At 70.5% G+C, this 25,541-nt stretch carries 25 protein-coding genes, 1 tRNA gene and 1 pseudogene; 13 read left to right on the forward strand and 14 right to left on the reverse strand.

Going from position 1 to position 25,541, the window contains the following annotated elements:
• Positions 1-876: a sigma-70 family RNA polymerase sigma factor gene (locus tag LHJ74_RS24815; RefSeq protein ID WP_260220432.1), complete on the forward strand. Its 876-nt coding sequence runs from the start codon at positions 1-3 to the stop codon at positions 874-876.
• Positions 877-958: 82 nt separating this feature from the next.
• Here LHJ74_RS24815 and LHJ74_RS24820 read toward each other — a convergent pair whose 3' ends face one another.
• Together LHJ74_RS24820 and LHJ74_RS24825 are read right to left on the reverse strand one after the other, a co-directional pair.
• The gene (locus LHJ74_RS24820) at positions 959-1,414 is read right to left on the reverse strand and encodes a carboxymuconolactone decarboxylase family protein (RefSeq protein ID WP_260220434.1); all 456 of its coding nucleotides are present in this window, start codon (positions 1,412-1,414) and stop codon (positions 959-961) included.
• Between the two features lie 70 nt (positions 1,415-1,484).
• Positions 1,485-3,011, reverse strand: coding sequence for an MFS transporter (locus LHJ74_RS24825; RefSeq protein ID WP_260220435.1), 1,527 nt, complete (start codon positions 3,009-3,011; stop codon positions 1,485-1,487).
• 257 nt (positions 3,012-3,268) lie between these two features.
• Here LHJ74_RS24825 and LHJ74_RS34575 point away from each other — a divergent pair.
• Positions 3,269-3,434 (forward strand): annotated as a pseudogene (locus tag LHJ74_RS34575) (IS30 family transposase); the annotation flags it as partial.
• On the opposite strand, the gene LHJ74_RS24830 reads toward LHJ74_RS34575, so the two are convergent.
• From LHJ74_RS24830 to galU, 9 genes are all read right to left on the reverse strand, one after another.
• Entirely contained in the window at positions 3,355-3,597 is a 243-nt protein-coding gene (locus LHJ74_RS24830) for a hypothetical protein (RefSeq protein ID WP_260220436.1), read from the reverse strand. The pseudogene LHJ74_RS34575 and the gene LHJ74_RS24830 sit on opposite strands and share 80 nt — an antisense overlap.
• A gap of 49 nt (positions 3,598-3,646) precedes the next feature.
• On the reverse strand, positions 3,647-4,042 hold the full coding sequence (locus LHJ74_RS24835) for a DUF4259 domain-containing protein (protein WP_311203348.1): 396 nt from the start codon (positions 4,040-4,042) through the stop codon (positions 3,647-3,649).
• 52 nt (positions 4,043-4,094) lie between these two features.
• A tRNA-Ala gene (locus tag LHJ74_RS24840) sits at positions 4,095-4,167 on the reverse strand.
• Positions 4,168-4,250: 83 nt separating this feature from the next.
• Positions 4,251-5,546 (reverse strand): divisome protein SepX/GlpR, encoded by a 1,296-nt coding sequence (sepX, locus tag LHJ74_RS24845; RefSeq protein ID WP_260220437.1) that lies wholly within the window; start codon positions 5,544-5,546, stop codon positions 4,251-4,253.
• Between the two features lie 171 nt (positions 5,547-5,717).
• Positions 5,718-6,341 carry a GNAT family N-acetyltransferase gene (locus LHJ74_RS24850; RefSeq protein WP_260220557.1) on the reverse strand — a complete coding sequence of 208 codons (624 nt, stop codon included), beginning with the start codon at positions 6,339-6,341 and terminating at the stop codon, positions 5,718-5,720.
• Positions 6,338-6,898 carry a MogA/MoaB family molybdenum cofactor biosynthesis protein gene (locus LHJ74_RS24855; RefSeq protein ID WP_375546833.1) on the reverse strand — a complete coding sequence of 187 codons (561 nt, stop codon included), beginning with the start codon at positions 6,896-6,898 and terminating at the stop codon, positions 6,338-6,340. The genes LHJ74_RS24850 and LHJ74_RS24855 overlap by 4 nt, the downstream gene beginning before the upstream one ends.
• Entirely contained in the window at positions 6,895-7,401 is a 507-nt protein-coding gene (moaC, locus tag LHJ74_RS24860; protein ID WP_260220438.1) for a cyclic pyranopterin monophosphate synthase MoaC, read from the reverse strand. Before moaC ends, LHJ74_RS24855 begins: the two co-directional genes overlap by 4 nt.
• A 94-nt stretch (positions 7,402-7,495) precedes the next feature.
• Positions 7,496-8,806, reverse strand: coding sequence for a molybdotransferase-like divisome protein Glp (gene glp / locus LHJ74_RS24865; RefSeq protein WP_260220439.1), 1,311 nt, complete (start codon positions 8,804-8,806; stop codon positions 7,496-7,498).
• Between the two features lie 4 nt (positions 8,807-8,810).
• Positions 8,811-9,713: a UTP--glucose-1-phosphate uridylyltransferase GalU gene (gene galU / locus LHJ74_RS24870; RefSeq protein WP_260220440.1), complete on the reverse strand. Its 903-nt coding sequence runs from the start codon at positions 9,711-9,713 to the stop codon at positions 8,811-8,813.
• Positions 9,714-9,773: 60 nt separating this feature from the next.
• Between galU and LHJ74_RS24875 the strand changes: the two genes are divergently transcribed.
• Positions 9,774-10,379, forward strand: coding sequence for a 5-formyltetrahydrofolate cyclo-ligase (locus LHJ74_RS24875; RefSeq protein ID WP_260220441.1), 606 nt, complete (start codon positions 9,774-9,776; stop codon positions 10,377-10,379).
• Between the two features lie 125 nt (positions 10,380-10,504).
• Here LHJ74_RS24875 and LHJ74_RS24880 read toward each other — a convergent pair whose 3' ends face one another.
• Positions 10,505-13,219, reverse strand: a complete 2,715-nt coding sequence (locus LHJ74_RS24880; RefSeq protein WP_260220442.1) for a penicillin acylase family protein — start codon at positions 13,217-13,219, stop codon at positions 10,505-10,507.
• Positions 13,220-13,405: 186 nt separating this feature from the next.
• Here LHJ74_RS24880 and LHJ74_RS24885 point away from each other — a divergent pair, with 186 nt between their 5' ends.
• The 5 genes from LHJ74_RS24885 (at position 13,406) to mscL (ending at position 17,830) form a co-directional block, all read left to right on the forward strand.
• Positions 13,406-14,914 (forward strand): potassium/proton antiporter, encoded by a 1,509-nt coding sequence (locus LHJ74_RS24885; protein ID WP_375546837.1) that lies wholly within the window; start codon positions 13,406-13,408, stop codon positions 14,912-14,914.
• Positions 14,915-15,010: 96 nt separating this feature from the next.
• Positions 15,011-15,421: an FmdB family zinc ribbon protein gene (locus tag LHJ74_RS24890; protein WP_260220444.1), complete on the forward strand. Its 411-nt coding sequence runs from the start codon at positions 15,011-15,013 to the stop codon at positions 15,419-15,421.
• Between the two features lie 103 nt (positions 15,422-15,524).
• Positions 15,525-16,355, forward strand: coding sequence for an S-methyl-5'-thioadenosine phosphorylase (locus LHJ74_RS24895; protein ID WP_260220445.1), 831 nt, complete (start codon positions 15,525-15,527; stop codon positions 16,353-16,355).
• A 137-nt stretch (positions 16,356-16,492) separates the two neighbouring features.
• Positions 16,493-17,086: a hypothetical protein gene (locus LHJ74_RS24900; protein WP_260220446.1), complete on the forward strand. Its 594-nt coding sequence runs from the start codon at positions 16,493-16,495 to the stop codon at positions 17,084-17,086.
• Positions 17,087-17,302: 216 nt separating this feature from the next.
• A complete protein-coding gene (gene mscL, locus LHJ74_RS24905) occupies positions 17,303-17,830 on the forward strand; it encodes a large conductance mechanosensitive channel protein MscL (protein ID WP_260220447.1) in 528 nt (175 codons plus the stop codon).
• A gap of 18 nt (positions 17,831-17,848) precedes the next feature.
• On the opposite strand, the gene LHJ74_RS24910 is transcribed toward mscL, so the two are convergent.
• On the reverse strand, positions 17,849-18,040 hold the full coding sequence (locus LHJ74_RS24910) for a hypothetical protein (RefSeq protein ID WP_260220448.1): 192 nt from the start codon (positions 18,038-18,040) through the stop codon (positions 17,849-17,851).
• Positions 18,041-18,088: 48 nt separating this feature from the next.
• On the opposite strand from LHJ74_RS24910, the gene LHJ74_RS24915 reads away from it, so the two are divergent.
• Positions 18,089-19,114, forward strand: coding sequence for a P1 family peptidase (locus tag LHJ74_RS24915; protein WP_260220449.1), 1,026 nt, complete (start codon positions 18,089-18,091; stop codon positions 19,112-19,114).
• Between the two features lie 130 nt (positions 19,115-19,244).
• Here the strand turns inward: LHJ74_RS24915 and LHJ74_RS24920 are convergent, their stop codons facing one another.
• Positions 19,245-20,264, reverse strand: a complete 1,020-nt coding sequence (locus LHJ74_RS24920) for a sigma-70 family RNA polymerase sigma factor (RefSeq protein ID WP_260220451.1) — start codon at positions 20,262-20,264, stop codon at positions 19,245-19,247.
• Between the two features lie 171 nt (positions 20,265-20,435).
• Here LHJ74_RS24920 and LHJ74_RS24925 point away from each other — a divergent pair, with 171 nt between their 5' ends.
• The 4 genes from LHJ74_RS24925 to LHJ74_RS24940 all read left to right on the forward strand — a co-directional run bounded on the left by LHJ74_RS24925 (position 20,436) and on the right by LHJ74_RS24940 (position 25,507).
• Positions 20,436-20,966, forward strand: a complete 531-nt coding sequence (locus LHJ74_RS24925) for a GNAT family N-acetyltransferase (RefSeq protein WP_260220452.1) — start codon at positions 20,436-20,438, stop codon at positions 20,964-20,966.
• A gap of 211 nt (positions 20,967-21,177) precedes the next feature.
• Positions 21,178-21,840 carry a TetR/AcrR family transcriptional regulator gene (locus LHJ74_RS24930; protein WP_260220453.1) on the forward strand — a complete coding sequence of 221 codons (663 nt, stop codon included), beginning with the start codon at positions 21,178-21,180 and terminating at the stop codon, positions 21,838-21,840.
• Between the two features lie 251 nt (positions 21,841-22,091).
• Positions 22,092-23,618 (forward strand): MFS transporter, encoded by a 1,527-nt coding sequence (locus tag LHJ74_RS24935; RefSeq protein WP_260220454.1) that lies wholly within the window; start codon positions 22,092-22,094, stop codon positions 23,616-23,618.
• A gap of 443 nt (positions 23,619-24,061) precedes the next feature.
• Positions 24,062-25,507, forward strand: coding sequence for an FAD-dependent oxidoreductase (locus LHJ74_RS24940; protein WP_260220455.1), 1,446 nt, complete (start codon positions 24,062-24,064; stop codon positions 25,505-25,507).
• The last annotated feature ends 34 nt before the right edge of the window (positions 25,508-25,541 follow it).

The raw sequence follows: 25,541 nt of genomic DNA on the forward strand, positions 1-25,541 counted from the left end.
ATGGACGAGCGGGAATGGCTGGCGGAGCGGTTCGAGGAGAACCGGAGTCATCTGCGAGCGGTCGCCTGCCGCATGCTCGGCTCGTTGAGCGAGGCGGACGACGCAGTCCAGGAGGCCTGGCTGCGACTCAACCGTTCTTACGACGGCGGTATCGAAAACCTGGGCGGCTGGCTGACGACCGTGGTCGGCCGCGTCTGCCTGGACGTGCTGAAGGCACGCCGCATCCGGCGCGAGGACCCCTTCCTCGAGTCGGCTCAGACTGCAACGGCCGCCGCACACAAGGAAGGCGGCGACCCCGAGCAGCAAGCGGTGATGGCCGACTCGGTCGGCCTCGCGCTGCTCGTGGTTCTCGAGGCGCTGGATCCCACCGAGCGGCTCGCACTCGTGCTGCACGACATGTTCGGCGTGCCCTTCGACGAGATCGCCCCCATCGTGGAACGCACCCCCGCCGCGGCCCGGCAGCTCGCCAGCCGCGCCCGCCGCAAGGTACGGGGCGGCACCCCGGCGCCGGATCCCGACCTGTCTCGGCGGCGCAGGGTGGTGGAGGCGTTCCTCGCCGCGGCGCGAGGCGGCGACTTCGACGCCCTGGTCTCCGTCCTCGATCCCGACGTCGTGGCGCGCTCCGACGGCGGTGGCGCCCGGGCGGAGGTGCGCGGGTCTCTTGCCGTGGCCAAGGGTGCGGCCACCTTCGCCCAGATCGCCTATGCAGCGGAGCTGGCGCTGATCAACGGGGTGCCGGGCGTCATCACCGCTCACCAGGGGGAGTGGTTCCGGGCGATGACCTTCGAGATCGCGGGCGGAAAGGTCACCGAGATCGAGGTGATCACCGACCCTGAACGCCTGCGCCGGCTCGACCTCGCGGTGATCGGCGACTGATCCGAGCCTGGGGCGGCACGAAGCGGGTGGCCCGGTTCCCACGGAGTTCGCGGGGACCGGGCCATCCGTTTGCCAGGGATGCTCAGCTGTCGGGGTCCGCCATCTGGCCGATGGCGACGTGGAGCCGGTTCCACAGGTTGACCGTGGCGATGCTGAGGACGATGGCCGCGAGCTCGGGCTCCTTGTAGTGCTCGGCGGCCTCGTTCCAGATCTTGTCCGGGACCGGGTCGGTGGCATCGGCGATCTGGGTAAGCGCTTCGGTGAGCGCCAGCGCGGCCCGTTCGGCCTCGGTGAAGTACGGGGTGTTGCGCCACGAGGCGACTGCGAGGATGCGCTCCTCGGACTCCTCGCCGGCCGCACGGGCCAACCGCGGGTGCCGGTCGACGTTGGCACCGTCCCCGTTGATCTGGCTGGCGCGCAGGTGCAGCAACTCCAGAAGCCTCACCGGAACGCCCACTTCCTTGGACGCCTTCCCCAGTGCCACCAGAGCATCCATGGCTCCGGGTACGGCGAAGGCGGGGTGGGTGATGCGGGTCATGGCAGTCTCCTTCAAAGATCTTGCGTTGTCGTTGTCGTTGTCGTTCTCGGCAGGGCCGGCGCCCGGCCGGTCATCCGCTCTGCTTCTCCACCTCCGCTCGCGCGGGAGCGGCCCCCGCAGCTGCGTCCTCCGGACCCGCCGCCCCGGAGCTCATCGACTGAGTACCGCGCGGCATCAGGAACGTGACCACCGCCAGAGCGGCGAGGCCGAGGGCTGCGGCCGACAGGAACGCGTCGTGGTTGGCCGCTTCGTGGGCCTTCGTGATCAGCTCGGGGTCGCCGCCCGCCGCGGCCATCTCGGAGCTCAGGCCGTTGTAGGCGATTGTCGCGATGACCGCGAGGCCGAGTGCGCCACCGGCCTCCTGGCTGGTGTTGATCAGACCGGCCCCGACACCCGCCTCCTTGCTGGAGACACCGACGAACGCCGCGATCTGCAGCGACACGAACACCATTCCGCAGCCCAGGCCGAGCAGCATGAACGGGACGAGCAGATCGGCCGCGTAGCTGCCGCCGGCCGGAGCCCGCCACAGCAGCAGGAGCCCGGTGACCGTGAGCGCAAGCCCGACCATGACCACCGGGCGCGGCGCGATCTTGGTGACCATGCCGGACGCGATACCCGCGCCCGCCGCCACGCAGAAGGCGAGCGGCACATAGGCGAAGCCCGCCTTCAGCGGCGAGTACTGGTAGACGTCCTGCATGAAGAGGCTGGCGAAGAAGAAGAGCGCGCCGAAGGTACCGAAGACCATGACGGCGGAGAGGTTCGCGATCCGCATGGTCTTCAGCCGGAAGATGCGCAGCGGCATCATCGGCGACGTGACCCTCGACTCGGTCACCAGGAAGGCGGCCAGCAGCACCACCACACCGGCCAGGGAGCCGACGGTACGGAAGGAACTCCAGCCCACGTGCGTGGCTTCGCCGATCGTGAAGATCAGGAGCAGCAGGGCCGAGGTGAGCGTCGCGGCTCCGAGGGTGTCGAACTGACCGCGCTGGTCGGCCTTGCTCTCGGGCAGCACACGTACGGCCAGCAGGGCGGCGCCCAGGCCGATCGGCACGTTGATCCAGAAGATCCACTCCCAGCCCGGCCCGTCGGCGAGCACACCGCCCAGGATGACGCCGGCGATCGACGCGATGCCGGACAGCGAGCCCCACACCCCGAGCGCCTTGTTGCGCTCAGGTCCCTCGGTGAAGGTGTTGGTGAGGATCGCCAGGGCGGCCGGAGTGATCATCGCCGCGCCGAAGCCCTGGACGGCACGGGAGGCGATCAGCATGGTGCCGCTCGAAGCGAGACCGGAGGCGAGGGAGGCCAGGGCGAAGAGGGTGAAGCCGATCTGCAGCAGCCGGCGGCGCCCGAACGTATCCGCCAGCCGCCCGCCGAGCAGCAGGAAACCGCCGAGCACCGTCGCGTAGGCCGTGACGATGTAGTTCAGGCTGACAGACGACATGCCAAGGCTGTCCTGGATGGACGGCAGGGCGAGGTTCACGATCGACACGTCGGTGAAGACCATGAACTGGCCCATGCAGACGAAGGCCAGGATGGCCCCGGGGCCGAAGCCGGCTCCAGGTCCCGAGCGGCTCACGGTTGAGTCGGGGGCAGCCATTGGGTAACTCCTCAACTGTGCTGGGTCGATTGACCGAGGGCGGTATCCGGCCAGGTCGGCACAGTGGGGGACCGCCGGGACAGGCGCTGGGCGCTGCCCGCAGAGCGTGTTCTCCCCCGTGCCTCACGGCCCGGATTCGTTCATTTCCGCACTGACGACTCAGGTCCAGAGAATGTGACCGGTTCGCCGAAGAGATTTCCCCGACGGTCGCCCCGCACCGCGCTCGCAGATCCCCGGGCACGGCAAAACCCCCGCCGGTGTTCTTGAGGGATGACCGAGGCCCAGGCGGAGGCCGCCGTCTGACGCGGGAGCGGAAGGCATACTTCCCGCTCATGCAGCAGGGCTACGGCAACGGGGAGGCCAGTCGGATCGTCGGGATCACCCGGCGGACCGGCAAGAGATGGCGCGACGGCTGGCACTCAGGGCAGACGAAGAGGTACACGCCACCGAGGTCGCCCATGTCCAGCTCGCGTACTCCACCGCCCGCGTCGGCGCCACTGCGCAGGGCCGTCTCCAGCGCGAGACCGGAAAGCTCCACTATCAGCGATTCCACGTCGAATGGCGGTGTGGGGATGCGGCGGGGCACCCATGCCTTCCAGGTGCGGAACGAACAAGCGGGCCGTGGGCAGGCAGCTCTAGCGGAGCTGCTCGCGCGGAGGCTCCGGCAGTAGCGTGTTCTGCAGACGGTTGATGGTCGCGCGCGAGGGTCCGCCATCTGATTCGACCCATAGGTGCATCAGCTCGGACGGCTCGGTCATGATGCGGTCAAGGGCTTGGAGGGTCGGGGCACGCAGGTGGGTGAGGTCAGGGATGGGTTCTTCCGGCCCATGGTGAGGATCGGCAGGCTGACCGCCCCGGCACTGTGCGGCGACAAGGGCGGCTGCGGCAACGGCTTCTTCGGACTCGGGCGCTTCGAGGTAGCCCGCGGTGCCGATCACACGCGTGAGAGTGTCGTGGATAATCCCCTCGCGTTCGTCTGCGGCTGCCTCATCGAGTCCGGAAACGCCAAGATCCCGCCCGATCAGCCAGATCGGACGGGATCTCGTGAACTCTTCCTGAGCGAACTCAGCAACAGTCGCGCGGTGGACCTGAGGGGATTCGAACCCCTGACCCCCTCGTTGCGAACGAGGTGCGCTACCAGCTGCGCCACAGGCCCCTGCGACGGACAAAACTCTAGCATCCCGGCTGGGTGGGGTGGAAATCCGTTCCGCGCTGGTCAGGCGGCAATCGGGCGGAGCGTCACTCGTTGGCGGCGCGGGGGCGGTCCTCATCGGCATATTGGTCGAAAAGCGGGGTGCGTCCGCGCTCGCCGGCCGGGGGGTGGGGGCGGTGGGTGGGCTCCGGGGTCTGCCCGTCCGCCGCGCCCGCTGTGCTGGAGCGGGCGGAGCTCCAGGTGTCCGGGGCGTCCAGGTCGATTCCGCGCGCGGTACGCGGGGCCACCGGGGCGCTGACGTACGTCGGCAGCGGTACCGGCACCGGGTCCCAGCCCTCGGCCTCGGGCTGTTCGCGCAGCCGGCCGCGCTCCTGGTCGACCCACTCCGCGTGGTCCGTCTGCTCGACGAGTGCGCGGCGGTCGGCGGACGGCACGGCAACCGGCCTCGGCGAAGGTGCGGGAGGCGGCGCCGGGGCTGCGGCTGGGCCCGTAGCCCGCGCAGGGGCGTGGTCAGGGCCGGGGCCGGGTGCGGGGTCCGGCGCGGGGACGAAGGCGGGAGCGGCGGCGGCCGGGCGTGCGGCGGGCTCCGGGTCCGGCGCCCGTTCCCGTACGGCGGCCGGGCCGCGCGGACCGCGCTCACGCAGCCGCCGCGCCGCCTCCTCCGCACGGCGCCGGTCCATGGTGAAGGTGAAGCGGCGGCGCTCCTGTGCGCGCAGATGCACGATGTACGCGCTCAGCAGGGCGGCCGGTGCGCCCGGAGCCCAGAGGAAGGCGAGCCCGCCGACGGCGGCGACGATCGTGCCGAGGGTGAAGGCGAGGAAGAGCAGCATCGTGGTGCGGCGGCGGCGTGCCAGCACCCGGGCACGCTTGTTGCGCTCGGCGCTGGCCCGCTGCGCGTTCGCACGGTCTTCCCGGTCGGTACCCGCCCGGTTGTCCAGGTGGGAGTCGCCTGCGTCGCGCCCTGCGTCCGGCCCTGCGTCGGGCTCGGCATGCGCCTCGCCACGCGGCTCGGTGTGCGCCTCGACGGGGCGCCGGATCATCGTCCGGGGCTCGGCGAAGGCCCGGACGTCGACCGCTTCTTCGGCCGACCCTTCCGGGTCTCTCGTGCTCGCGACGTCATCGCCGGTGTGGGCGGCGGGCCCTCCCGCCGCGGCGGCTCCGTCGAAGGTGCCGGACTCCGGGTCCTGCGACTCGCGCCGCTCGGCGTCCCTCGCGTAACGGCGCTCCATCGCCGCCTTGCCGGAGAGGAGCCGGATCGCGGTGCTGAAGCGCTCCGTCGGGCGGGCCTCGTTCAGCTCGTCCTGTCTGCGGAGCCACATCGGCACCAAGTAGGCGGCCCAGGCCCCGACGATGACTGCGTAGATGAGGCCACTGCTGCTCACCCTCACACGGTAGAGGGGTTTGCGGCACAGCATCGACTGAATAGCGCGGCGTGTCGCACGATCTTGCTGATAGGTCGAGCTTTTTTTGTGATTGCGGTGGACTGTGGCGCTATTTGTGACCAATTGATGTGCGTCAGGCGGCAGTTCAGTGTGCGATATCGAACACTTATTTTATTTCTGCTCTGCGGGCGGACGGGCCTGGTGCCAGCGGGTCAGCAGTCCTTCCGGCACCTCCTCGGCGGTCAGCGCGAACACCAGATGATCCCGCCAGGCGCCGTCGATGTGCAGATAGCGCGGACGGACACCCTCTTCGCGGAATCCGAGTTTTTCCACCACCCGCCGACTGGGCCCGTTCTCGGGGCGGATGCAGATCTCGATGCGGTGCAGTCCGACCGCACGGAAGCAGTGGTCCGAGGCGAGTGCGACGGCCGTCGGCATCACCCCGCGCCCCGCGACGGCCTGGTCGATCCAGTAGCCGACATGCCCCGAGCACATCGACCCCCAGGTGATCCCGGCGACCGTCAGCTGCCCGACCAACTGCCCCTCGTACTCGACGACGAACGGCAGCATCCGGCCCCCGTGGGCCTCGGCCCGCAGGTGCCGCACCATCTGCCGGTACGTCGGGCGGCGTGCCGGGTACTGGCCGGGGAGCGTGGGCGGGATGGTGGCCTCCCAGGGACGCAGCCACTCCCGGTTGCGCTGGTTCACCTCGCGCCAGGCCCGCTGATCGCGCAGCCTTATGGGGCGGAGGGCGATGGCGCCGTCCGCCAGCACTACCGGCCAGGGCGCAGTCAGTTGGTGTCGTCCCCTCTCTGATGATCGCCACCGCGGATCTGGTCGACGGCGTGGGTGAGCAGCCGCTCCAGGACGGCGAGGCCGTCGCGCACGCCGCCGGAGGAACCAGGCAGGTTCACCATCAGTGTGCGTCCGGCGACCCCCGCCGTGCCACGGGAGAGGGCGGCGGTGGGGACCTTGGCCAGACCCTCGGCCCGGATGGCCTCGGGAATGCCGGGAATCTCGTAGTCGAGGACGCGGCGCGTCATCTCGGGGGTACGGTCCGTGGGCGAGATGCCGGTGCCGCCGGTGGTGAGCACGACGTCGTAGCCCTCCTCGGCCGCGGCCCGCAGGGCCTCGGCGACCGGCTCGCCGTCGGGCACCACGCGGGGGCCGTCGGTGCTGAAGCCCATCCGGGTCAGGCCCGCGACGAGCAGCGGGCCGCCGGTGTCGGCGTACACGCCGGCGGCGGCGCGGTTCGAGGCGGTGACGGCGAGCGCACGGTACGCACGGCGCCCGGACCGGGGCGCGGAGTGGGAATCGGGCCGGGGATCGGGCTGGGGCGCGGAGCGGGTCACTGTGCGCTCCCGCCGCCGGCCGGGCGTGACCAGTCGCCGGACTTGCCGCCGGTCTTCTCCTCGACGCGCACGTCCGAGATCACCGCCGCCTTGTCGACTGCCTTCACCATGTCGACGAGGGTGAGGGCGGCGACCGAGACGGCGGTGAGGGCCTCCATCTCGACACCCGTGCGGTCCGTGGTGCGCACCGTCGCGGTGATCTCCACCGCGTCGTCGGCGACGGCCAGGTCGAGTGTGACCCCGGAGAGCGCCAGCGGATGGCACAGCGGAATCAGCTCGGAAGTCCGCTTGGCGCCCATGATGCCCGCGACGCGGGCGGTGGCCAGGGCGTCGCCCTTGGGCACGCCCTCGCCGCGCAGCAGACCGACGACGCGGGCAGAGACGAGCACGCGTCCGCTGGCGCGCGCCACGCGGGGTGTGACGGGCTTGGCCGCGACATCGACCATACGTGCGGCGCCCGCCTCGTCGACGTGGGTGAGGTGGTGCTGCTCCGCGCTGCTCATCGCTCTCCTGGTCCGGTCTCCGTGCGGAGATACGGAGCTATACGCTACCCGGCCTCGGCGGCGGCCGGGCGCGCTCCCGCTTCGGGGACCACGCTCAGTCGAGCAGCAGCACCTCGACCTCGTCGCCCGCCGCCAGTTCCTCCGTCTCCTCCGGCACCACGATCAGCGCGTCGGCCTGCGCGAGCGCGGCGACCAGATGGGAACCGGCACCGCCGACGGACCGGACGGATCCGTGCTTCTCCCCCGGCTCCGGCGGCTCGTACGCGCCGCGCAGGAACTGTCGCTTCCCGGCGGGCGAGCTGCCCACGCCCTCTCCCGTCAACAGCGCGGGCACCGGCGTGCGGTGCACGGGCTCGCGCCCCATCAGGGCGCGGATGGCCGGGCGGACGAACAGCTCGAAAGACACGTAGCTGCTGACCGGGTTGCCCGGCAGGGCGAGCAGCGGGGTGCGCTCGGAGCCGACCAGCCCGAAACCCTGCGGCTTCCCCGGCTGCATCGCGAGCCGCCGGAAGTCGACGCTGCCGTCAGCGCCGTCGACGCCGCTGAGCGCCTCCTTCACCACGTCGTACGCCCCCACGCTCACACCGCCGCTGGTGACGACGATGTCGGCGCGGATCAGCTGGTCCTCGACGGTGGCCCGCAGCGTGTCCGGGTCGTCCGCGACGGCGCCGACGCGGTAGGCGATGGCTCCGGCGGCCCGGGCGGCGGCGGTCAGCACGAAGCTGTTCGAGTCGTGGATCTGGCCGTGCTCCAACGCGCCGCCCGGCTGGACGAGTTCACTGCCGGTGGAGATGACGACCACACGCGGGCGGGGGCGCACCCGCACCGAGGCGTATCCCAGAGCGGCCAGCAGGCCGATCTGCGGCGGCCCCAGCAGCGTGCCGCCGGGGAGGGCGACCGATCCGGAGCGCACGTCGCTGCCTCGCTCCCGCACGTACTGGCCCGCCGTGACCGGTCTGTGGACGAGCACCTGTCCGGCCGCCGCGCCCGGGTCGGCGGCGCGCGGCGCCATGGACTCGGCGGGGCCACCACCCGCGCCGCCGTCCGTCCACTCCACCGGGACGACTGCCTCGGCGCCGGGCGGCAGCGGGGCGCCGGTCATGATGCGGGCGGCCTGGCCGGGGCCGACGGTCAGCTCCGCGTCGCGACCGCCGCCCGCCGCGACGTCACCGAGCACGGTGAGCGCGGCGGGGTACGCCTCGGTGGAGCCCTCGACATCGGCGACCCGGACCGCATAGCCGTCCATGGAGCTGTTGTCGAAGGGCGGGAGCGAGGTGGGCACCGTGATCTCGTCCACGAGCACACAGCCCTGCGCGTCGAGCAGTTGCAGCTCGATGGGCTCCAGCGGGCGGACGCTGCGGAGGATGTCCTGCAGGTGGTCGTCGACGGACCAGGTCTCGCTCAAAGCCCTACATCTCCTTGCTCACATAACCACGCAGCCACTCCCGGAAGTCCGGGCCCAGGTCCTCACGTTCGCATGCCAGTCTGACAATGGCACGCAGGTAGTCGCCCCGGTCACCTGTGTCGTAGCGGCGCCCGCCGAAGACGACACCGTGTACCGGCCCGCCGAGGGACGGGTCGGAGGCCAGCGCCTGCAGCGCGTCGGTGAGCTGGATCTCGCCGCCGCGGCCCGGCTGGGTCTTGCGCAGCACCTCGAAGACCGCGGGGTCGAGGACGTAGCGGCCGATGATCGCGAGGTTGCTCGGCGCCTCCGCCTCGGTCGGCTTCTCCACCAGGTCGGAGACCCGCACCACATCGTCCTGGCCGGTGGGGGCGGCTGCGGCACAGCCGTAGAGGTGGATGGTCTCCGGGGGCACCTCCATGAGTGCGATGACGCTGCCGCCCCGCTCCTGCTGCACGGCCGTCATCCGGGAGAGCAGCGGGTCGCGCGGGTCGATCAGGTCGTCGCCCAGCAGCACGGCGAAAGGCTGGTCGCCGACGTGCGGGGCGGCGCAGAGGACGGCGTGGCCCAGGCCGCGCGGGTCGCCCTGCCGTACGTAGTGCATGGTCGCGAGATCACTGGACTCCTGCACCCGGGTCAGCTTGGCCGCGTCTCCCTTGGTGCGGAGCACCTCTTCGAGCTCGTAGTTGCGGTCGAAGTGGTCCTCGAGGGGGCGCTTGTTGCGGCCGGTGACCATGAGCACATCGGAGAGGCCCGCCGTGACCGCCTCCTCGACCACGTACTGGATCGCGGGCTTGTCGACGACGGGGAGCATCTCCTTGGGCGTCGACTTGGTGGCGGGAAGGAATCGGGTGCCGAGGCCCGCCGCTGGGATGACAGCCTTGGTGATCCTGTTACGTGAAGTAGCCATGTCCAGCACCATAACGGGTGTGTACGGGTGTGTATGTGTGAAAGATGAGGTTCTGAGACGGTGAATGATGTTCACGCTAGAAAACGGGAGTTGCGCCAAAGCATCCTGGTGACGAGGTCCCGGTTGACGGAGGATGACGCGTGGGCGACGTCGCCGGAACTGGCCCGCCACGCACTCGAACTGCCCGAACTGGCCGGGGCGCGCACGGTGGCGGCGTATGTCTCGATCGGCCGCGAGCCGGCCACCCGCGCGCTGCTGGACGCACTGCGCTCGGAGGGCGTACGGGTGCTGCTGCCCGTACTGCGGCCGGACAACGACCTCGACTGGGCCCCGTACGAGGGCACGGACGCGCTGGTGCGCGCAGGGCGCGGGCTGCTGGAGCCGACGGGCACACGGCAGGGCCCCGACGCGGTGACCGGAGCGGACGCGGTGCTGCTGCCCGGCCTGGCGGTGGACGAGCGGGGCAGGCGGCTGGGGCGCGGCGGCGGCTCGTACGACCGGGTGCTGGCGCGGCTCTCGGCGGCGGGGGCGCGGCCCACCCTGGTGGTACTGCTCTACGACGGCGAGGTGCTGGAGGAGATCCCCGTCGAACCCCACGACCTGCCGGTGGCGGCGGCCGTCACGCCTTCGGGCGTGCACCGCTTCACGCCCAGGCCGCCCCACTGATCCCTGCGGCCTCACTGCTCCTGCGGCCGGTGCACTCGGTACTCCGGCCGCAGGCCACGACGTCAGGGCTGGGCGTCAGGGCTGGGCGCAGGCGCCCCGTCAGCGCGGGCCGTCAGGGCGGGCCGTCAGGGCGTGAGGGCCATCTTGTCGTCCGTGGCCTTCTCCACCGCCCTCTCGCTGAACGCCCAGTCGTACTGCTCGCCCTTCACCCACTTGTCCGTCTGGTCCGTGTAGTTCGGGTGGTAGGCGTGCCCCGACGCCCCCGTGAGGTTGACCCAGCTCGACTTGTCGAGGTCGTCCAGGTTGACGACCATCCGCATCGAGGGCACCCACGTCACCCCGTACCCGCCCGCCGCGTTCCAGCCGCTGGCGTTGACCGCGGCTTCGCCGCCGCCCAGGTCCCACGGGCCGCGGTTGAGGAGCCACTGCACGAAGCCGGGACCGTCCGTGCCGAGGGTCTGGTTCTTGAGCATCATCCGGTGCAGCCGCCCCCAGCTCCAGGTGTCGATGTCCTTGCCCAGCTTGGCGGTCAGCTCCCAGCGCGCGTCCTTCATCGCGTCCGCGAGCAGCTCGTCCCGGTTGCGGGCGCCGGGGTTCCGCTTGGTGCCGGAGGTCTTCCACCACTCGCTCGAAGGATCGTCCAGGATTCCCCGTACGACCTCGAACCAGCGGTCGCCGCCGTCCGGCTGGGCCGAGGCCGCGTCGCGCTCGCCGCACTCCTGCACCCGCTTGGGGTTGCCGTCCAGGTCCTTCAGCGCCGAGTCGTCGTTCGGGCGCACCCACAGGCACTCGCCCTTGACCCGCAGTTCCTCGGGGAGCTTGTTGCCGAAGGCGAGTTGCAGCATGTTGCGCCAGACCGCGTTGAAGTAGGCGGCGGCGGCCGAGTCGGAGTCCTGGGTGTAGTCCCAGCCGCGCAGCAGCTCCTGTGCCTCGCGCACGTACTCGTCGTCGATCTCGATCTCCAGCAGGTGCGGCACCAGCAGTTTGGCGATCTCGCTGCTGTTGTCCATCTGCATGTCCTGCATGTCCTGCATGGAGATCTTGCCGCCGTCCTCCGTCTTCTTCTTGATGAGGTCGTTGATGCGCTGGCTGCGCGCGCCGTAGCCCCAGTCCTCGGTCAGCAGGTTGGGGTACTTCTGGGGGTCGACGACGGCCTGGTTGGCGGTGACGATGTAGCCGCGCTTCGGGTTGTAGTCCCAGGGCAGCGAGGACTGCGCGATGTAGCTCTTCCAGCGGTAGTCCGGATCCCAGCCGGGCGCGGGGTAGCGGCCGTCGCCCTTGCCCCGTTCGGGGATACGGCCCGGCGCCTGGTAGCCGATGTTCCCCGCGGTGTCGGCGTAGATGAGGTTCTGCGAGGGGACGGCGAAGTCGCTCGCGGCTTCCCGGAACTCCTTGAAGTCGCCTGCCTGGTTGAGCTTGAAGACGGCGTCCATGCTCTTGGAGGGGGTCAGCGCCGTCCAGCGGAGCGAGACGGCATAGCCGTCGCGGCTGTCGGGTGCCGAGACGTCGACCGGGGCCTCCTCCCCGACCTTCGCGTACTCGTCCTCGCGGTCGGAGATGATCGGGCCGCTGTTGGTGCCGCGCACCGTGATCTCCCGGTCCTCGCCGCCCGCGACCTTGATGGTCTCCTTGCGGGTGGTGAACGGGCGCCGCTTGCCGTTGTAGAGGTACCCGTCGTCCTTGACCTCGTGCAGGTACAGATCGGTGACGTCGGCACCGAGGTTGGTCATGCCCCAGGAGATGTCCTGGTTGTGGCCTATGACGACGCCGGGCATGCCCGCGAAGGTGAAGCCGGAGACGTCGAACGGGCAGGCTTCGCTGACGTCGCGGCAGTGCAGGCCCATCTGGTACCAGACGGACGGCAGTTGCGGGGCGAGGTGCGGATCGTTGGCGAGCAGCGGTTTGCCGGTTGTCGTGTACTGGCCGGAAACGACCCATGAGTTGGAGCCGATACCGCTGCCGTTGGGGCCGAGCAGGTCGGGCAGTGCGTCCAGGGCCTTGGCGACGCCGCCGAGCTGGGTCTGTGCCCCCTGCACCGCGTCGTCCATGCCGGGGACCTGGCCGCCGGGGCCCGTCCCGGGGGTGGGGCCCGCGCCCTCGGGCTCGTAGTCCTTGGTGACCGGGTTGACGGAGCCGCCCTCGACGATCGGCTTGTTCCGCTTGGCCGGGTAGGGCGGGTAGAGCTCCTCGATCTCCTGCTTGTCGAAACGGCTCGTCATCAGGGCGCGGTCGATCTCGTCCTGCATGTTGCCGCGCAGGTCCCAGGCCATCGCCTTGAGCCAGGCCACGGAGTCGACCGGGTCCCATTTTTCCGGGCTGTAGTCGTGCTTGAGGTCGAGCGCGGCGTACTCGGCGGAGGCGGCGGCGCCCTTGTGGTCCTTGAGGTAGGCGTTCACGCCGTCCGCGTACGCCTGGAGGTATTTCTTCGTCTCCGGCGCCAGGGCCTTGTACTCCTTCTCGGCGACCTCGCGCCAGCCGAGGGTGCGCAGGAAGGCGTCGGTCTTGACCTGGCCCTCGCCGAACATCTCCGACAGCCGGCCGGAGGTCGTGTGGCGCCGGACGTCCATCTCCCAGAAGCGGTCCTGGGCCTGGACGAATCCCTGGGCCAGGAACAGGTCATGCGAGTTGTCCGCGTACACCTGCGGCACGCCCTGGGCGTCGCGTTTGACGGTGACGGGGCTCTTCAGCGCGGTGATCTTGAGTGATCCCGTGGTCTGCGGAAAGGACTCACGGACGGTGCTGACACTCCAGTACGTGCCGTAGCCGAGGCCCGCCACGAGCAGCAACACGACTGCGATCACTATCAGGCGGGCGCGTCGCGAGTTCTTCTTGGCGGGCATCGCTGTCCTTCGAGGGGCACGGTGGTCCTGGGCAGTGCTGGAGCAACCATAGGCCGAACCGGTGAGCCGCCCGACAGGGAGTCAGGGGAGCCGGGCGCGGGTACCGCCTGGGTTCCCGGCCCGATGCAAGGTTCAAGCGATGGTAAATTCTTAGTCATGCGAACGAACTAGCGGGAGGAGCGGCCCCTGACTATCGACACCCTCAACCAGCTCATGCTGATCAGCGCTGTCGTCCTGCTCGTCGCGATGGGCGCCGTCCGGCTCTCGTCCCGTACTGGCCTTCCCAGTCTGCTCATCTACCTCGGTATCGGCGTCGCCATCGGACAGGACGGCTTCGGCCTCGACTTCGAGGACCCCGAACTCACCCAGGTCCTCGGCTACGCCGCCCTGGTGGTGATTCTCGCCGAGGGCGGTCTCGGCACCAAATGGCGGGACATCCGCCCGGCGATGCCGGTAGCCGCCGCGCTGGCGACGGTCGGCGTCGGGGTGAGCGTCGGAGTCGTCGCGTGCGCGGCCCACTATCTCATCGGCCTGGAGTGGCTGACGGCGCTCATCGTGGGCGCGGTGGTCTCCTCGACCGACGCGGCGGCGGTCTTCTCCGTGCTGCGCAAGGTACCGCTGCCGCAACGCCTGACGGGCGCCCTGGAGGCGGAGTCGGGATTCAACGACGCGCCGGTGGTAATCCTGGTCGTGGCGCTCTCCGGCTTCGAGGAGGACCCGCACAGCTGGTACGTGCTGATCGGCATGATCCTGCTGCAGCTGGCCATCGGACTAACGGCCGGTGTGCTGACCGGCCGCCTCGGCGCGTACGCCCTGCGCCGGGTGGCGCTTCCCGCGTCGGGTCTCTACCCGATCGCGGTCATGGCACTGTGCGTTCTGGCGTACGCCGGGGGCGCGGTGGCGCAGGGCAGTGGCTTCCTCTCGGTCTATGTCTGCGCCCTGATCCTCGGGAACTCCAAGCTGCCGCACCGGCCCGCCGTACGCGGCTTCGCCGACGGGCTGGCCTGGCTCGCACAGATCGGTCTCTTCGTACTGCTCGGGCTGCTGGTCACGCCCCACGAGCTGCTCGACGACGCCTGGCCGGCGCTGGTGATCGGGCTCGCGCTGACCCTCGTGGCGCGTCCGCTGTCGGTGGTGATGAGCGTGCTGCCCTTCCGGACGCCCTGGCAGGATCAGGTGCTGCTCTCCTGGGCGGGCCTGCGCGGCGCGGTGCCCATCGTGCTCGCGACGATTCCGATGGTCGCCCAGGTGCGGGACAGCGAGCGGATCTTCAACATCGTCTTCGTCCTCGTCGTGGTCTTCACACTGGTCCAGGGCCCGACGCTGCCCTGGCTGGCGGGCAAGCTGCGGCTCGCGGAGTCCGTGGGTCCACAGGATGTGGACATCGAGTCGGCCCCGCTCGAGAGGCTGCACGGGCACCTGCTTTCGGTGTCCATCCCGGAGAGATCGCGCATGCACGGCGTGGAGGTCGGGGAGCTCCGGCTGCCGCACGGCGCGGCGGTGACGCTCGTCGTACGGAACGGCGACAGCTTCGTGCCGCTGCCGACGACCATATTGCGCCGGGGCGACGAACTGCTGGTCGTGGCGACCGACGCGGTGCTGGACAGCACGGAGCAGCGGCTCCTGGCGGTCGGCCGGGGCGGCAAGCTGGCGGGGTGGCTGGGCACCGACGGCGACACGGAGATCCGCAGCTGACGGGACTGTGACCCGCATCCAGTGGACTATGCAGCGGAAATACTGCACGATGGAGCGTCGTTAGCACTCCACAGGGAAGAGTGCCAGGAGGAAGCAGTGCCGACCTACCAGTACCAGTGCACCCAGTGCGGCGATGGCCTAGAGGTGGTGCAGAAATTCACCGATGACTCGCTCACCGAGTGCCCGAACTGCGAGGGACGCCTGAAGAAGGTCTTCTCGGCGGTCGGCATCGTCTTCAAGGGTTCCGGGTTCTACCGGAACGACAGCCGGGGCAGTACGACCAGCAGTACGAGCGCCTCGTCGTCCGGTTCGTCCTCGGACTCGTCCGGCTCTTCGGGGTCGTCGGGGTCCTCCGACTCCTCGGGGTCGGGTTCGTCCGGTTCAGGGTCGTCCGGCTCGGATTCTTCAGGTTCATCCAGCTCGGGTTCATCCAGCTCAGGTTCGTCGGGCTCCGGCTCCTCGGACAAGGGCGGCAGCAAGAGCGCCAAGAGCGCTTCCGCCGCCTGAGGCAGGCCCACTGCCGGGCGCCCGTTGGCGGGCGCCCGGCGCTTGCCCGCCCGCCCGCCACAGCGCCGGACGCGCGCCTGAACACACCCCGTAGGGTGAGCACATGAGCGCACAGGCAGAGATCGGCGTCATCGGCGGCTCGGGCTTCTACTCGTTCCTCGACGATGTGACAGAGATCACCGTCGATACACCCTACGGGGAGCCCAGCGACTCGCTCTTCCTCGGCGAGCTCGGCGGACGCCGGATCGCCTTTCTCCCTCGGCACGGCCGCAAACACCATCTGCCGCCGCACCGGATCAACTACCGCGCCAACCTGTGGGCACTGCGCGCCACCGGCGTACGCCAGGTGCTCGCACCGTGTGCCGTCGGCGGCCTGCGGCCCGAGTACGGGCCCGGCACGCTCGTCGTCCCGGATCAGCTGGTGGACCGCACAAAGACACGCACACAGACCTACTTCGACGGCGAGCCGCTCCCCGATGGCTCGCAGCCCAATGTGGTGCACCTCACGTTCGCCGATCCGTACTGCGGGCCGGGGCGGGCGGCGGCGCTGGCAGCGGCGCGCGGGCAGGACTGGGAGCCGGTGGACGGCGGCACGCTGTGCGTGGTCGAGGGTCCCCGCTTCTCGACGCGCGCCGAATCCCGCTGGCATGCGCGGCAGGGCTGGTCCGTCGTCGGCATGACCGGGCATCCGGAGGCCATCCTCGCCCGTGAGCTGGGGCTCTGCTACGCCGCTCTGGCGCTCGTCACGGATCTGGACGCCGGGGCGGAGACGGGTGACGGCGTCTCGCACGAGGAAGTGCTGAAGGTCTTCGGGGAGAACGTGGGGCGGCTGCGCGACGTGCTCTTCGACACGGTGGCCAGGCTGCCGGTCACCCGCGACTGCGCGTGCGTGACCGCCCTGGACGGTATGGATCTGGGCATCGAACTGCCCTGAAGAGTCCCCGATCACCCTCGCGAGTGGCCGAGTTGTCCACAACTGCGGGGTAGTCCACAGGGCCGAGCAGGATCTGCCGAAACCGTGCACCGTGAGGTCGGAAGGCTCACGTTTCCTCACGGCAGGCGGTGACCGTCATGTCCCATGATCCCGGCCCCATCCCCCGCCGCTCCGGCAGCGGAGCGGGCTTCGCCCCACCCCGCTGCGGCGTTCCCGAGTTCGGCAGTCCCATCCGTGCGGGCGGCGCGGCCGGGCGGCACCGGCTGCGCCGGGCGATGCGCCGCCGACGCCGCACCGTCGCCGCCGGTCTGGCGGTCACCGCGGCCGCCATCGCCGCCGTGCCGCACGGCCGGGACGGCCCGCCCCGGCCCGCCGGCGCCACCGCCTCGGACGCGGGGCCCGGCGGCACGGCTGACGCCGAGGCGATCGCTGCTCCCGTGACGGTCGCCGCGCCCGTACGCATCGCGGACGCGGCCACGGTCCGGCTGCTGCGCCCAGGCGACCGGGTCGATGTGATCGCGAGCACCGGCGATTCGGAGTCCGCCCGGGTGATGGCCCGGCGGGCCCGGGTCGAGGAGGTGCCAGAGCCGGAGCCCGTCGACGGCGAGGACGAGGCCTTCCGCGCGGGCGGTGCCGACGGAGCCCTTGTCGTGCTCACCGTGCCCCGTGGCACGGCCACCCAGCTCGCGGGCGCCGGAGCGGACACCCGGCTGGCGGTGACGCTGTGCTGAGGGAGCCCGTTGTCTTCCTGGTGTTGCTCAAAGTGGTCCTGCTGACTTCCCCACTGCTGTGGCGCCACAAGCGGTTGGTCCCACTTCCGGGGCGTACTGGTGTCCGCGGAGCACTCCGTACGGCTCGTTCGGATTGGACATCCCGAAGCGGGCTCAGGCACGGTGAGCGGCATTCCGTTTCCTGCGGAATCAGATCATCCGAGAAGGGGCAGTCCGTTGAGCGGCGAGAACAGCGGAAGCAGTGGCGTCCTGACGGGGTTCAAGGCGTTCCTCCTCCGGGGCAACGTCGTCGAGCTGGCTGTCGCCGTCGTGATCGGCACTGCGTTCAGCAAGATCGTCGACTCGGTCGTCAAGGGATTCGTCAACCCGCTGGTAGGAGCCGTAGGCACCAAGAATCTGGACGACTACCGCTCCTGTCTGCGCGGCCCGTGCGAGACGGATCCAGCGACGGGCGAGATCCTGACCGGTGTTCCGATCAGCTGGGGCGCGGTGCTCAGCGCTTCGCTGACCTTCCTGATCACCGCCGCGGTCGTCTACTTCCTCATGATCCTGCCGATGACCAAGTACAAGGAGCGGCAGGCCGCGAAGAATCCGGTGGCGGAGGTGGAGGCCGGCCCGAGCGAGGTCCAGCTGCTGACCGAGATCCGCGATGCGCTGGTCTCCCAGCGCGACGGCTCGGTCGCCGAGGGAGCGGGCGGCCCGCCGCTGGTGGCCCCGCGCGACGGCGGCACCGGCCCGAAGTAGCGCCGGCCCGGAGAGACGCTAGATGTGATGCGGAGGCTTCTCGTCCAGGAAACGGGTCAGGTCGGCCGCGGAGCCGTCCTCGCCGTCCGTGGACTGCTCTCCCCAGCCGCCGTCTCCGGACTGGCCCCACAGCTGCGCGCTCTGTGCGGACTGCTGACTCAGCGGGTCGTCGAAGATCAGCTGCTCGGACGGCTGCGGGCGGGTGCTCATGGCTCCCAGGGTAACGACCGCATCAGGTCGTAAGGGCACCATGGCCTCATGGACTCCCTCACCGATGTAGCGGGCCTGCTGGTGGGCCACGCCCAGCGCACCGAAGACGGCTGGCTCAGCGGGACGACCGTGGTCCTCGCGCCCGAGGGCGGGGCGGTCGCGGCGGTGGACGTACGGGGCGGCGGGCCGGGCACCCGTGAGACCGACGCACTCGATCCGCGCAATCTGGTGCAGCGCGTCGAGGCGGTGGTACTCACGGGTGGCAGCGCCTTCGGGCTGGACGCCGCCTCCGGGGTGGTGGCCTGGCTGGAGGAGCGGGGGCGCGGCTTCCCGGTCGGCCCCGATCCTGCCCAGGTGGTGCCGGTGGTTCCGACGGCCAGTCTCTTCGACCTCGGGCGAGGCGGCGACTGGCGGGCCCGTCCCGGCGCTGCACTGGGCCGTGAGGCCGTCGGGAGGGCGGGGCCGACCGTGGTGGCGCAGGGCAGCGTCGGTGCCGGTACGGGAGCGGTCGCCGAGGGGCTCAAGGGCGGGGTCGGCTCCGCCGCCCACGTGCTCCCCTCCGGTGTGACGGTGGGAGCGCTGGCTGTGGTGAACGCGGCCGGTTCAGTGCTGGATCCGGAGACGGGGGTGCTCTACGGGGAACTGTGGGAGGCAGGCGGTCCGTCCGCACCCTCCGCCGCGCGTCATGCCGAGGCACAGCGGCAGCTTGCCGCGGCCAGGGAGGAGTCCGCACGGCGATCGGCCGGGTCCGTGCAGCCACCACTGAACACGACGCTCGCGGTGGTGGCGACAGATGCCGTCCTCACCCGGGCCCAGGCCCAGAAACTCGCGGGCACCGCACACGACGGGCTGGCGCGGGCCGTGCGTCCGGTGCATCTGCTCAACGACGGTGACACGGTCTTCACGCTGGCCACCGGCGATCACCCGGTCGACGGCATGGGGTTGAACGAACTGCTGGGGGCGGGGGCGGATGTGCTCACGCGCGCCGTGGTGCGGGGGGTGCTGGCCGCGGAGGGGGTGGACGGCCCGGGAGGCGTCTTCCCTTCATACCGCGACCTGTACGGGCGCCGCTGACACACGGAGCGGCGCTGATCCGCGCCAGCTGAATCAGCGCCAGCTGAATCAGCGCCAGCTGAATCAGCGCCGGAGCGGACCCGGCCGCCCCTGCCCCGGTCGGGCGGCCGGAACGGGAGCGCGGGGGCTGCTACGCCGCCGCGTCGAAGCCGGTGTCGCGGGCGAGCCGCTTCAGCTCCAGCAGCGCGTGCTTCTCGATCTGCCGGATCCGCTCCCTGGTCAGGCCGTGCTGCTTGCCGACCTCCGTGAGGGTGCGCTCCCGGCCGTCCTCCATGCCGTACCGCGACTTGATGATCGAGGCGGTACGGGGGTCGAGGCGGCCGATGAGGTCCTCCAGCTCCTCCCGGCGCAGCAGCGTCATCACGGACTGCTCCGGAGAGGCTGCCGAGGTGTCCTCGAGCAGATCGCCGAACTGGGTCTCGCCCTCGTCGTCCACCGACATGTTGAGAGAGACCGGGTCGCGTGCCCAGTCCAGGACGTCGCCGACGCGCTCCGGGGTGGAGTCCAGTTCGGAAGCGATCTCCGCGTGCTCCGGGTCGCGGCCGTTCTCGCGGTTGAACTCGCGCTGCACCCGCCGGATCCGCCCCAGCTCCTCCACCAGGTGGACGGGCAGCCGGATCGTGCGGGACTGGTCGGCGATGGAGCGGGTGATTGCCTGCCGGATCCACCACGTGGCGTACGTGGAGAACTTGAAGCCCTTCTTGTAGTCGAACTTCTCGACCGCGCGCACGAGGCCCGCGTTCCCCTCCTGGATCAGGTCGAGCAGGGGGAGGCCGCTACGGGGGTAGCGGCGGGCGACGGCGACCACGAGGCGCAGGTTCGACCGGATGAAGACGTCCTTAGCCCGCTCGCTGCTGGCGACTATCGCCTCCAGCTCGGCACGGCTTGCCTCGGCACTCGGCGCGTCGGCTGCCGGGCTCTCCTCGGCTCCGTCGAGTATCCTGCGGGCATAGACGCCCGCCTCGATGTCGAGTGAGAGCTCGACCTCCTTGGCCGCGTCGAGCAGCGGCGTACGGGCGATCTCGTCCAGGTACATGCCGACCAGATCACGGTCCGCCACTTCTCCGCCGCTCGTGACGCGAGCGCTCCTGGCCGAGTCGGCCGCACCGGTAGTGGCAGCCTGACGACGGGCGACGGCACGGGTTGCCATGCGTGCTCCCTTGCGTGGTCTACAAACTGGTCGGTGGCTGGAGACGGGTGCTCCTTCTCGAGTGCCCGCTTCCGTTGGAAACAACGAGGGGAAACCGGACAGAATTCCCACAACGCACATCATTTTTCGGATCATGCAGTATCCTGCGCCGCCACTACGGGGGGAAGAACAGTGACAGACAGTACGGAGATCGAGGTCAGGGCTGCCCGGGAGGGCGATCTCGAAGAGCTGACCAGCATCTACAACCACTTCGTCCGCGAGACGCCCGCCACTTTCGACATCGAGCCCTTCACTCCGGAAGAGCGCCGCCCTTGGCTGCTCTCCCACCATGAGGACGGCCCGCACCGTCTCTTGGTTGCGTCGGCCACCGGGAAGGGCGCCACCCCGGGCGGCCGCGTGCTCGGCTACGCGCACAGCAGCCGCTTCCGGCCGAAGGCCGCGTACGACACCTCGGTGGAGTGCACCGTGTACGCCGCCCCCCACGCGGGCGGGCGCGGGATAGGCACGCTCCTCTACAAGCATCTCTTCGAGATTCTCGACGGCCAGGATCTGCACCGGGCCTACGCCGGTATCACCGTCCCGAACGAGGCGTCCGTCCGCCTCCACCGCCGCTTCGGGTTCGAGCTGTGCGGTACCTACGGGCAGGCGGGCCGCAAGTTCGGCCGCTACTACGACGTACAACGCTTCGAGAAGGCGCTGTAGTCCTGCCGCACGGGAGTCCTGGCGCACAGGCTCGTCCCCGACTCGTTCCCGACTCGTTCCCGACTCCGGGGAAAGTGACGCAGGTTACAGAACTCAACGAAATATCCGGGGACTGCGTCCACGTTTACAAGAGCGTCCAGACGATCCGGGGAGCAAGTCCCCGGATACCGAGTCCCGCATAGCGAGTCGTACCGAAGGGAGCGTGGCAGCCATGGCCGCAGCAGTCAGCACCCGGACCGGCGGACCCCGGCTGCGCGCGGACGCCGTCCGCAACCGTGAGCGGATCATGCAGGCCGCCGGGGAGGCGTTCGTCCAGTTCGGCCCCGACGTCCCGCTGGACGAGATCGCTCGGGACGCGGGGGTCGGAAACGCCACGCTCTACCGGCACTTCCCGGATCGCGAGTCGCTTGTCAAGCAGGTCGTCCTGACTCTGATGGACCAGATCTCCGAGCGGGCGGAGGCCGCGCACAACGAAGTGCCGGACGCCTTCGACGCGCTGTGCCGTTTCGTCTTCGAGGCAGCGGAGCAGCGGGTCGGCGCACTCTGCCCGGTCCTGACCAAGCACGTGGATCAGAGCGACCCTGAGATCCTCGCGGCACGAAATCGACTGGAAACCGTGGCCACGAACCTGATGAACTGGGCCCGGCGTTCCGGCCAGTTGCGGGAGGACGTCGGCTTCGGCGACGTCATCGTCGCGCTCACCCAGCTGGCCCGCCCCTTGCCGGGCACCGGCTGCGCGGAGATCCGGCGCTTCACCCACCGGCACCTGCAGATCTTCCTCGACGGGCTGCGTGCCCCGAGCAGATCGCAGCTCACCGGGAGCGCGGCCACATTCAACGACCTGAGGAGCACTGTGCCCGCCCATCGCGTGTGACGCACATCGCGTCAGCGACCAGCGCCCCTGAGACGGCCCGTCCGATGAGTTTCACCGGTGGGGCGAGTCCGTAACGCCAGGAAGCGCGTCAAGCCACCACACCACTGTCCGCTTCCGCGCCCCGCGCACCTTGCAAGTTCCGTCGGCCACTCCTGCACCTCCAGTCACTCCAGAACTTTTTTGTCACGACTGTCCCTCGTGGCACTTCCGTCACCGTTTTTCACATTTCGCACCGTGAGGTTGCTAGACCCATGCCAGATTCCGTCAGCAAAGTCGACCCCAGGCGCTGGAAAGCGCTCGCCTTCATCGCGATAGCCCAGCTGATGGTCGTACTCGACGCGACCATCGTGAACATCGCCCTTCCCTCCGCCCAGGCCGATCTGGGCATCTCCGACGGCAACCGGCAGTGGGTCATCACCGCCTATGCCCTCGCCTTCGGCGGACTCCTGCTCTTCGGCGGCCGGATCGCCGACCTGTGGGGCCGTAAGAAGACCTTCATCACCGGCCTTGCCGGCTTCGCCGCCGCCTCCGCGCTCGGCGGTGCCGCGACCGAACCGTGGATGATGTTCGGCGCCCGTGGCCTCCAGGGTGTCTTCGGCGCCCTGCTCGCGCCCGCCGCGCTCTCGCTGCTCGCCGTGATGTTCACGGAGCCCAAAGAGCGCGCCAAGGCGTTCGGCATCTACGGCGCCATCGCGGGTGGTGGCGGTGCTGTCGGCCTGATTCTCGGTGGTGTGCTGACCGAGTACCTGGACTGGCGCTGGACGTTCTTCGTCAACATCCCCTTCGCCATCGCCGCCGCCATCGGTGCGATCGCTCTCATCCGCGAGCCGTCCGAGGCCCGTAACCGCTCCGCGCTCGACATCCCGGGCGTGATCCTTTCCACCCTGGGCCTGGTGTCGCTGGTCTACGGCTTCACCCGCGCCGAGGCCGAGGGCTGGTCCAACGGCGGCACCATCGGCTTCCTCATCGCCTCCGTCGTGCTGCTGGCCGCCTTCGTCGTCGTCGAGTCGAAGGTCCGGGCGCCGCTGCTGCCGCTGCGCGTGCTGACCGACCGCACCCGCGGCGGCATCTACCTCTCGCTCGGTCTGGCCATCATCTCGATGTTCGGGCTGTTCCTGTTCCTGACCTACTACCTTCAGATCGTGCAGGACTACTCGCCGGTCAAGACCGGTGTGGCCTTCCTGCCGATGATGACGGGCATGATCGTCGGCTCGACGCAGATCGGTGCCCGGCTGATGACCCGGGTCCCGGCCCAGCGGCTGATGGGCCCCGGCTTCCTGGTGGCGGCGGTAGGCATGCTGCTGCTGACCCAGCTGGAGACGGACAGCTCGTACACCACGCTGATCCTGCCCGCCCAGCTGCTGCTCGGCCTGGGTATGGGTACGTCCTTCATGCCGGCCATGTCGCTGGCGACGCAGGGCGTCCGGCCGCAGGACTCGGGTGTCGCCTCCGCGATGGTCAACACCTCTCAGCAGGTCGGCGGCGCCGTCGGCACCGCGCTGCTGAACACCATCGCCGCCAGCGCCACCACGGCGTACGTCGCGGACCACGCCGCAGGCGCGGGTGGCTCGGCGACAGCCCAGAAGATGGTCGAACTCCAGGCCATGGTCGAGGGCTACACGACCGCGATCTGGTGGGCCGTCGGCATCCTGCTGGTCGCCTCGCTGATCGCCTTCACCCTTATCCGCGGCGGCGGCCGGAGCAGCGTTCCGGCCGGGGCCGGCGGCGCCGACGGTGAGGAGAAGCAGGACGAGCCGGTCCTGGTGGCCATGCACTGAGCGCCCTCGTACGCGTGACCGGCGCCCATCCGGTCACGCGTACGCCCCGGCGCCACGGCATGGCTTCACGGCATGCTTCACGGTGCGGCCGCCTCGCGGCACGCGCCACGCACGAGCCCGTCACTTCACGGAGGTGACGGGCTCGCGCGTGTCCGCTGCCGGTTCCCGCCCCGCAGCTCTCACGTGCTCGGAGGGCCGTCCCGACCGGCCCCGGCCCCATCGGCCCGCCCGCACACCGAGCGGCCCGCCCGCACACCGAGGGAAACGGACAGCCACCACCCCCATGAACACCGCCACCCCCACCACCTCCGTCGGACTCGCGGTCATCCGCAGGCCGAACGCCTGGTGCGGATCGCCGCGGCGCTCAAGGCGGGGGGCCTGGCGCAGAGCCTAGGGTGAGACGGGAGCTCAGGGCGGGCGCGGAGAACCGAGGGGAGCAAGTGATGGCGACAGCGCGGCGGATGGTGGTCATCGGAGGTGACGCGGCGGGTATGTCCGCCGCGTCACAGGCGCGCAGGCTCCGTACGCCCGACGAGCTGGAGATCATCGCGTTCGAGCGCAGCGGCTTCACCTCGTATTCGGCCTGCGGGATCCCGTACTGGATCGGCGGCACGGTGGGGAGCCGGGACGAGCTGATCGCCCGTACGCCCGAGGAGCACCGGCGGCGCGGCATCGACCTGCGGCTGCACACCGAGGTCACCGAGATCGACCTGCCCGGTCAGCGGGTCCGCACCCGCACCGTCGCCGACGGCGCCGCTGCCGGCGGCTCCGCCGGTGCCGAGGACTGGACCGGCTTCGACCAGCTGGTGATCGCGACGGGTGCGCGCCCCGTACGCCCCGCGCTGCCGGGCATCGACGCCCCGGGCGTGCACGGCGTGCAGACCCTCGACGACGGCCAGGCGCTGCTGGCCACGCTGGAGCGCAACGAGCCCGGCATCGGGCCGGGCGGCGCACCCGGCTCGAAGCGCGGACGCCGCGCCGTCGTGGTCGGCGCGGGCTATATCGGTGTCGAGATGTCCGAGGCCCTGGCCCGCCGCGGCTACGCCGTGACCGTACTCAACCGCGGCGAGCAGCCGATGGCGACGCTCGACCCCGACATGGGCGCGCTCGTACGGGAGGCGATGGGCGGCATCGGCATCCACGTCGTCACCGGCACGGAGGTGACCGGCATCCGCACCGACCTGCACGGACGGGCCTGTGCCGTGCTCACCGACGACGCCGCGTACCCGGCCGACGTGGTGGTCCTCGGCATCGGCGTACGCCCGCAGACCGACCTGGCGCGCGCGGCGGGCCTGCCGCTGGGCCCGTACGGCGGGCTGCTGACCGACGCCTCACTGCGCGTGCGCGGGCAGCGGAACATCTGGGCGGGAGGGGACTGTGTCGAGGTGCAGGACCTCGTCGCGGGCGGCACCCGGCACCTGCCGCTGGGCACCCATGCCAACAAGCACGGCCAGATCATCGGCACCAACGCGGGCGGCGGCTACGCCACCTTCCCCGGCGTCGTCGGGACGGCGGTCAGCAAGGTGTGCGATCTGGAGATCGCGCGCACCGGCCTGCTGGAACGCCAGGCAAGCGCCGCCGGACTGCGGTTCGTGACCGCGGCCATCGAGTCGACGAGCCGGGCGGGCTACTACCCCGGGGCCGCGCCGATGACGGTCAAGATGCTGGCGGAGCTGCGTACCGGGCGGCTGCTGGGCGTGCAGATCGTCGGCCGGGAGGGTGCGGGCAAGCGGGTGGACGTCGCGGCGGTCGCCCTGACCGCGGGCATGACGGCCGAGCAGATGACGGCGCTGGATCTGGGCTACGCTCCGCCCTTCTCCCCGGTCTGGGATCCGGTCCTGATCGCCGCCCGCAAGACGGTGGCTGCCCTGCGCGCACACCCGGCCTGACCGGCACCTGTCCGCTGCCCGGTCACCCCCTGGT

The sequence above is a fragment of the Streptomyces gossypii genome (assembly GCF_025165795.1).
Classification (GTDB): Bacteria; Actinomycetota; Actinomycetes; order Streptomycetales; family Streptomycetaceae; genus Streptomyces; species Streptomyces gossypii.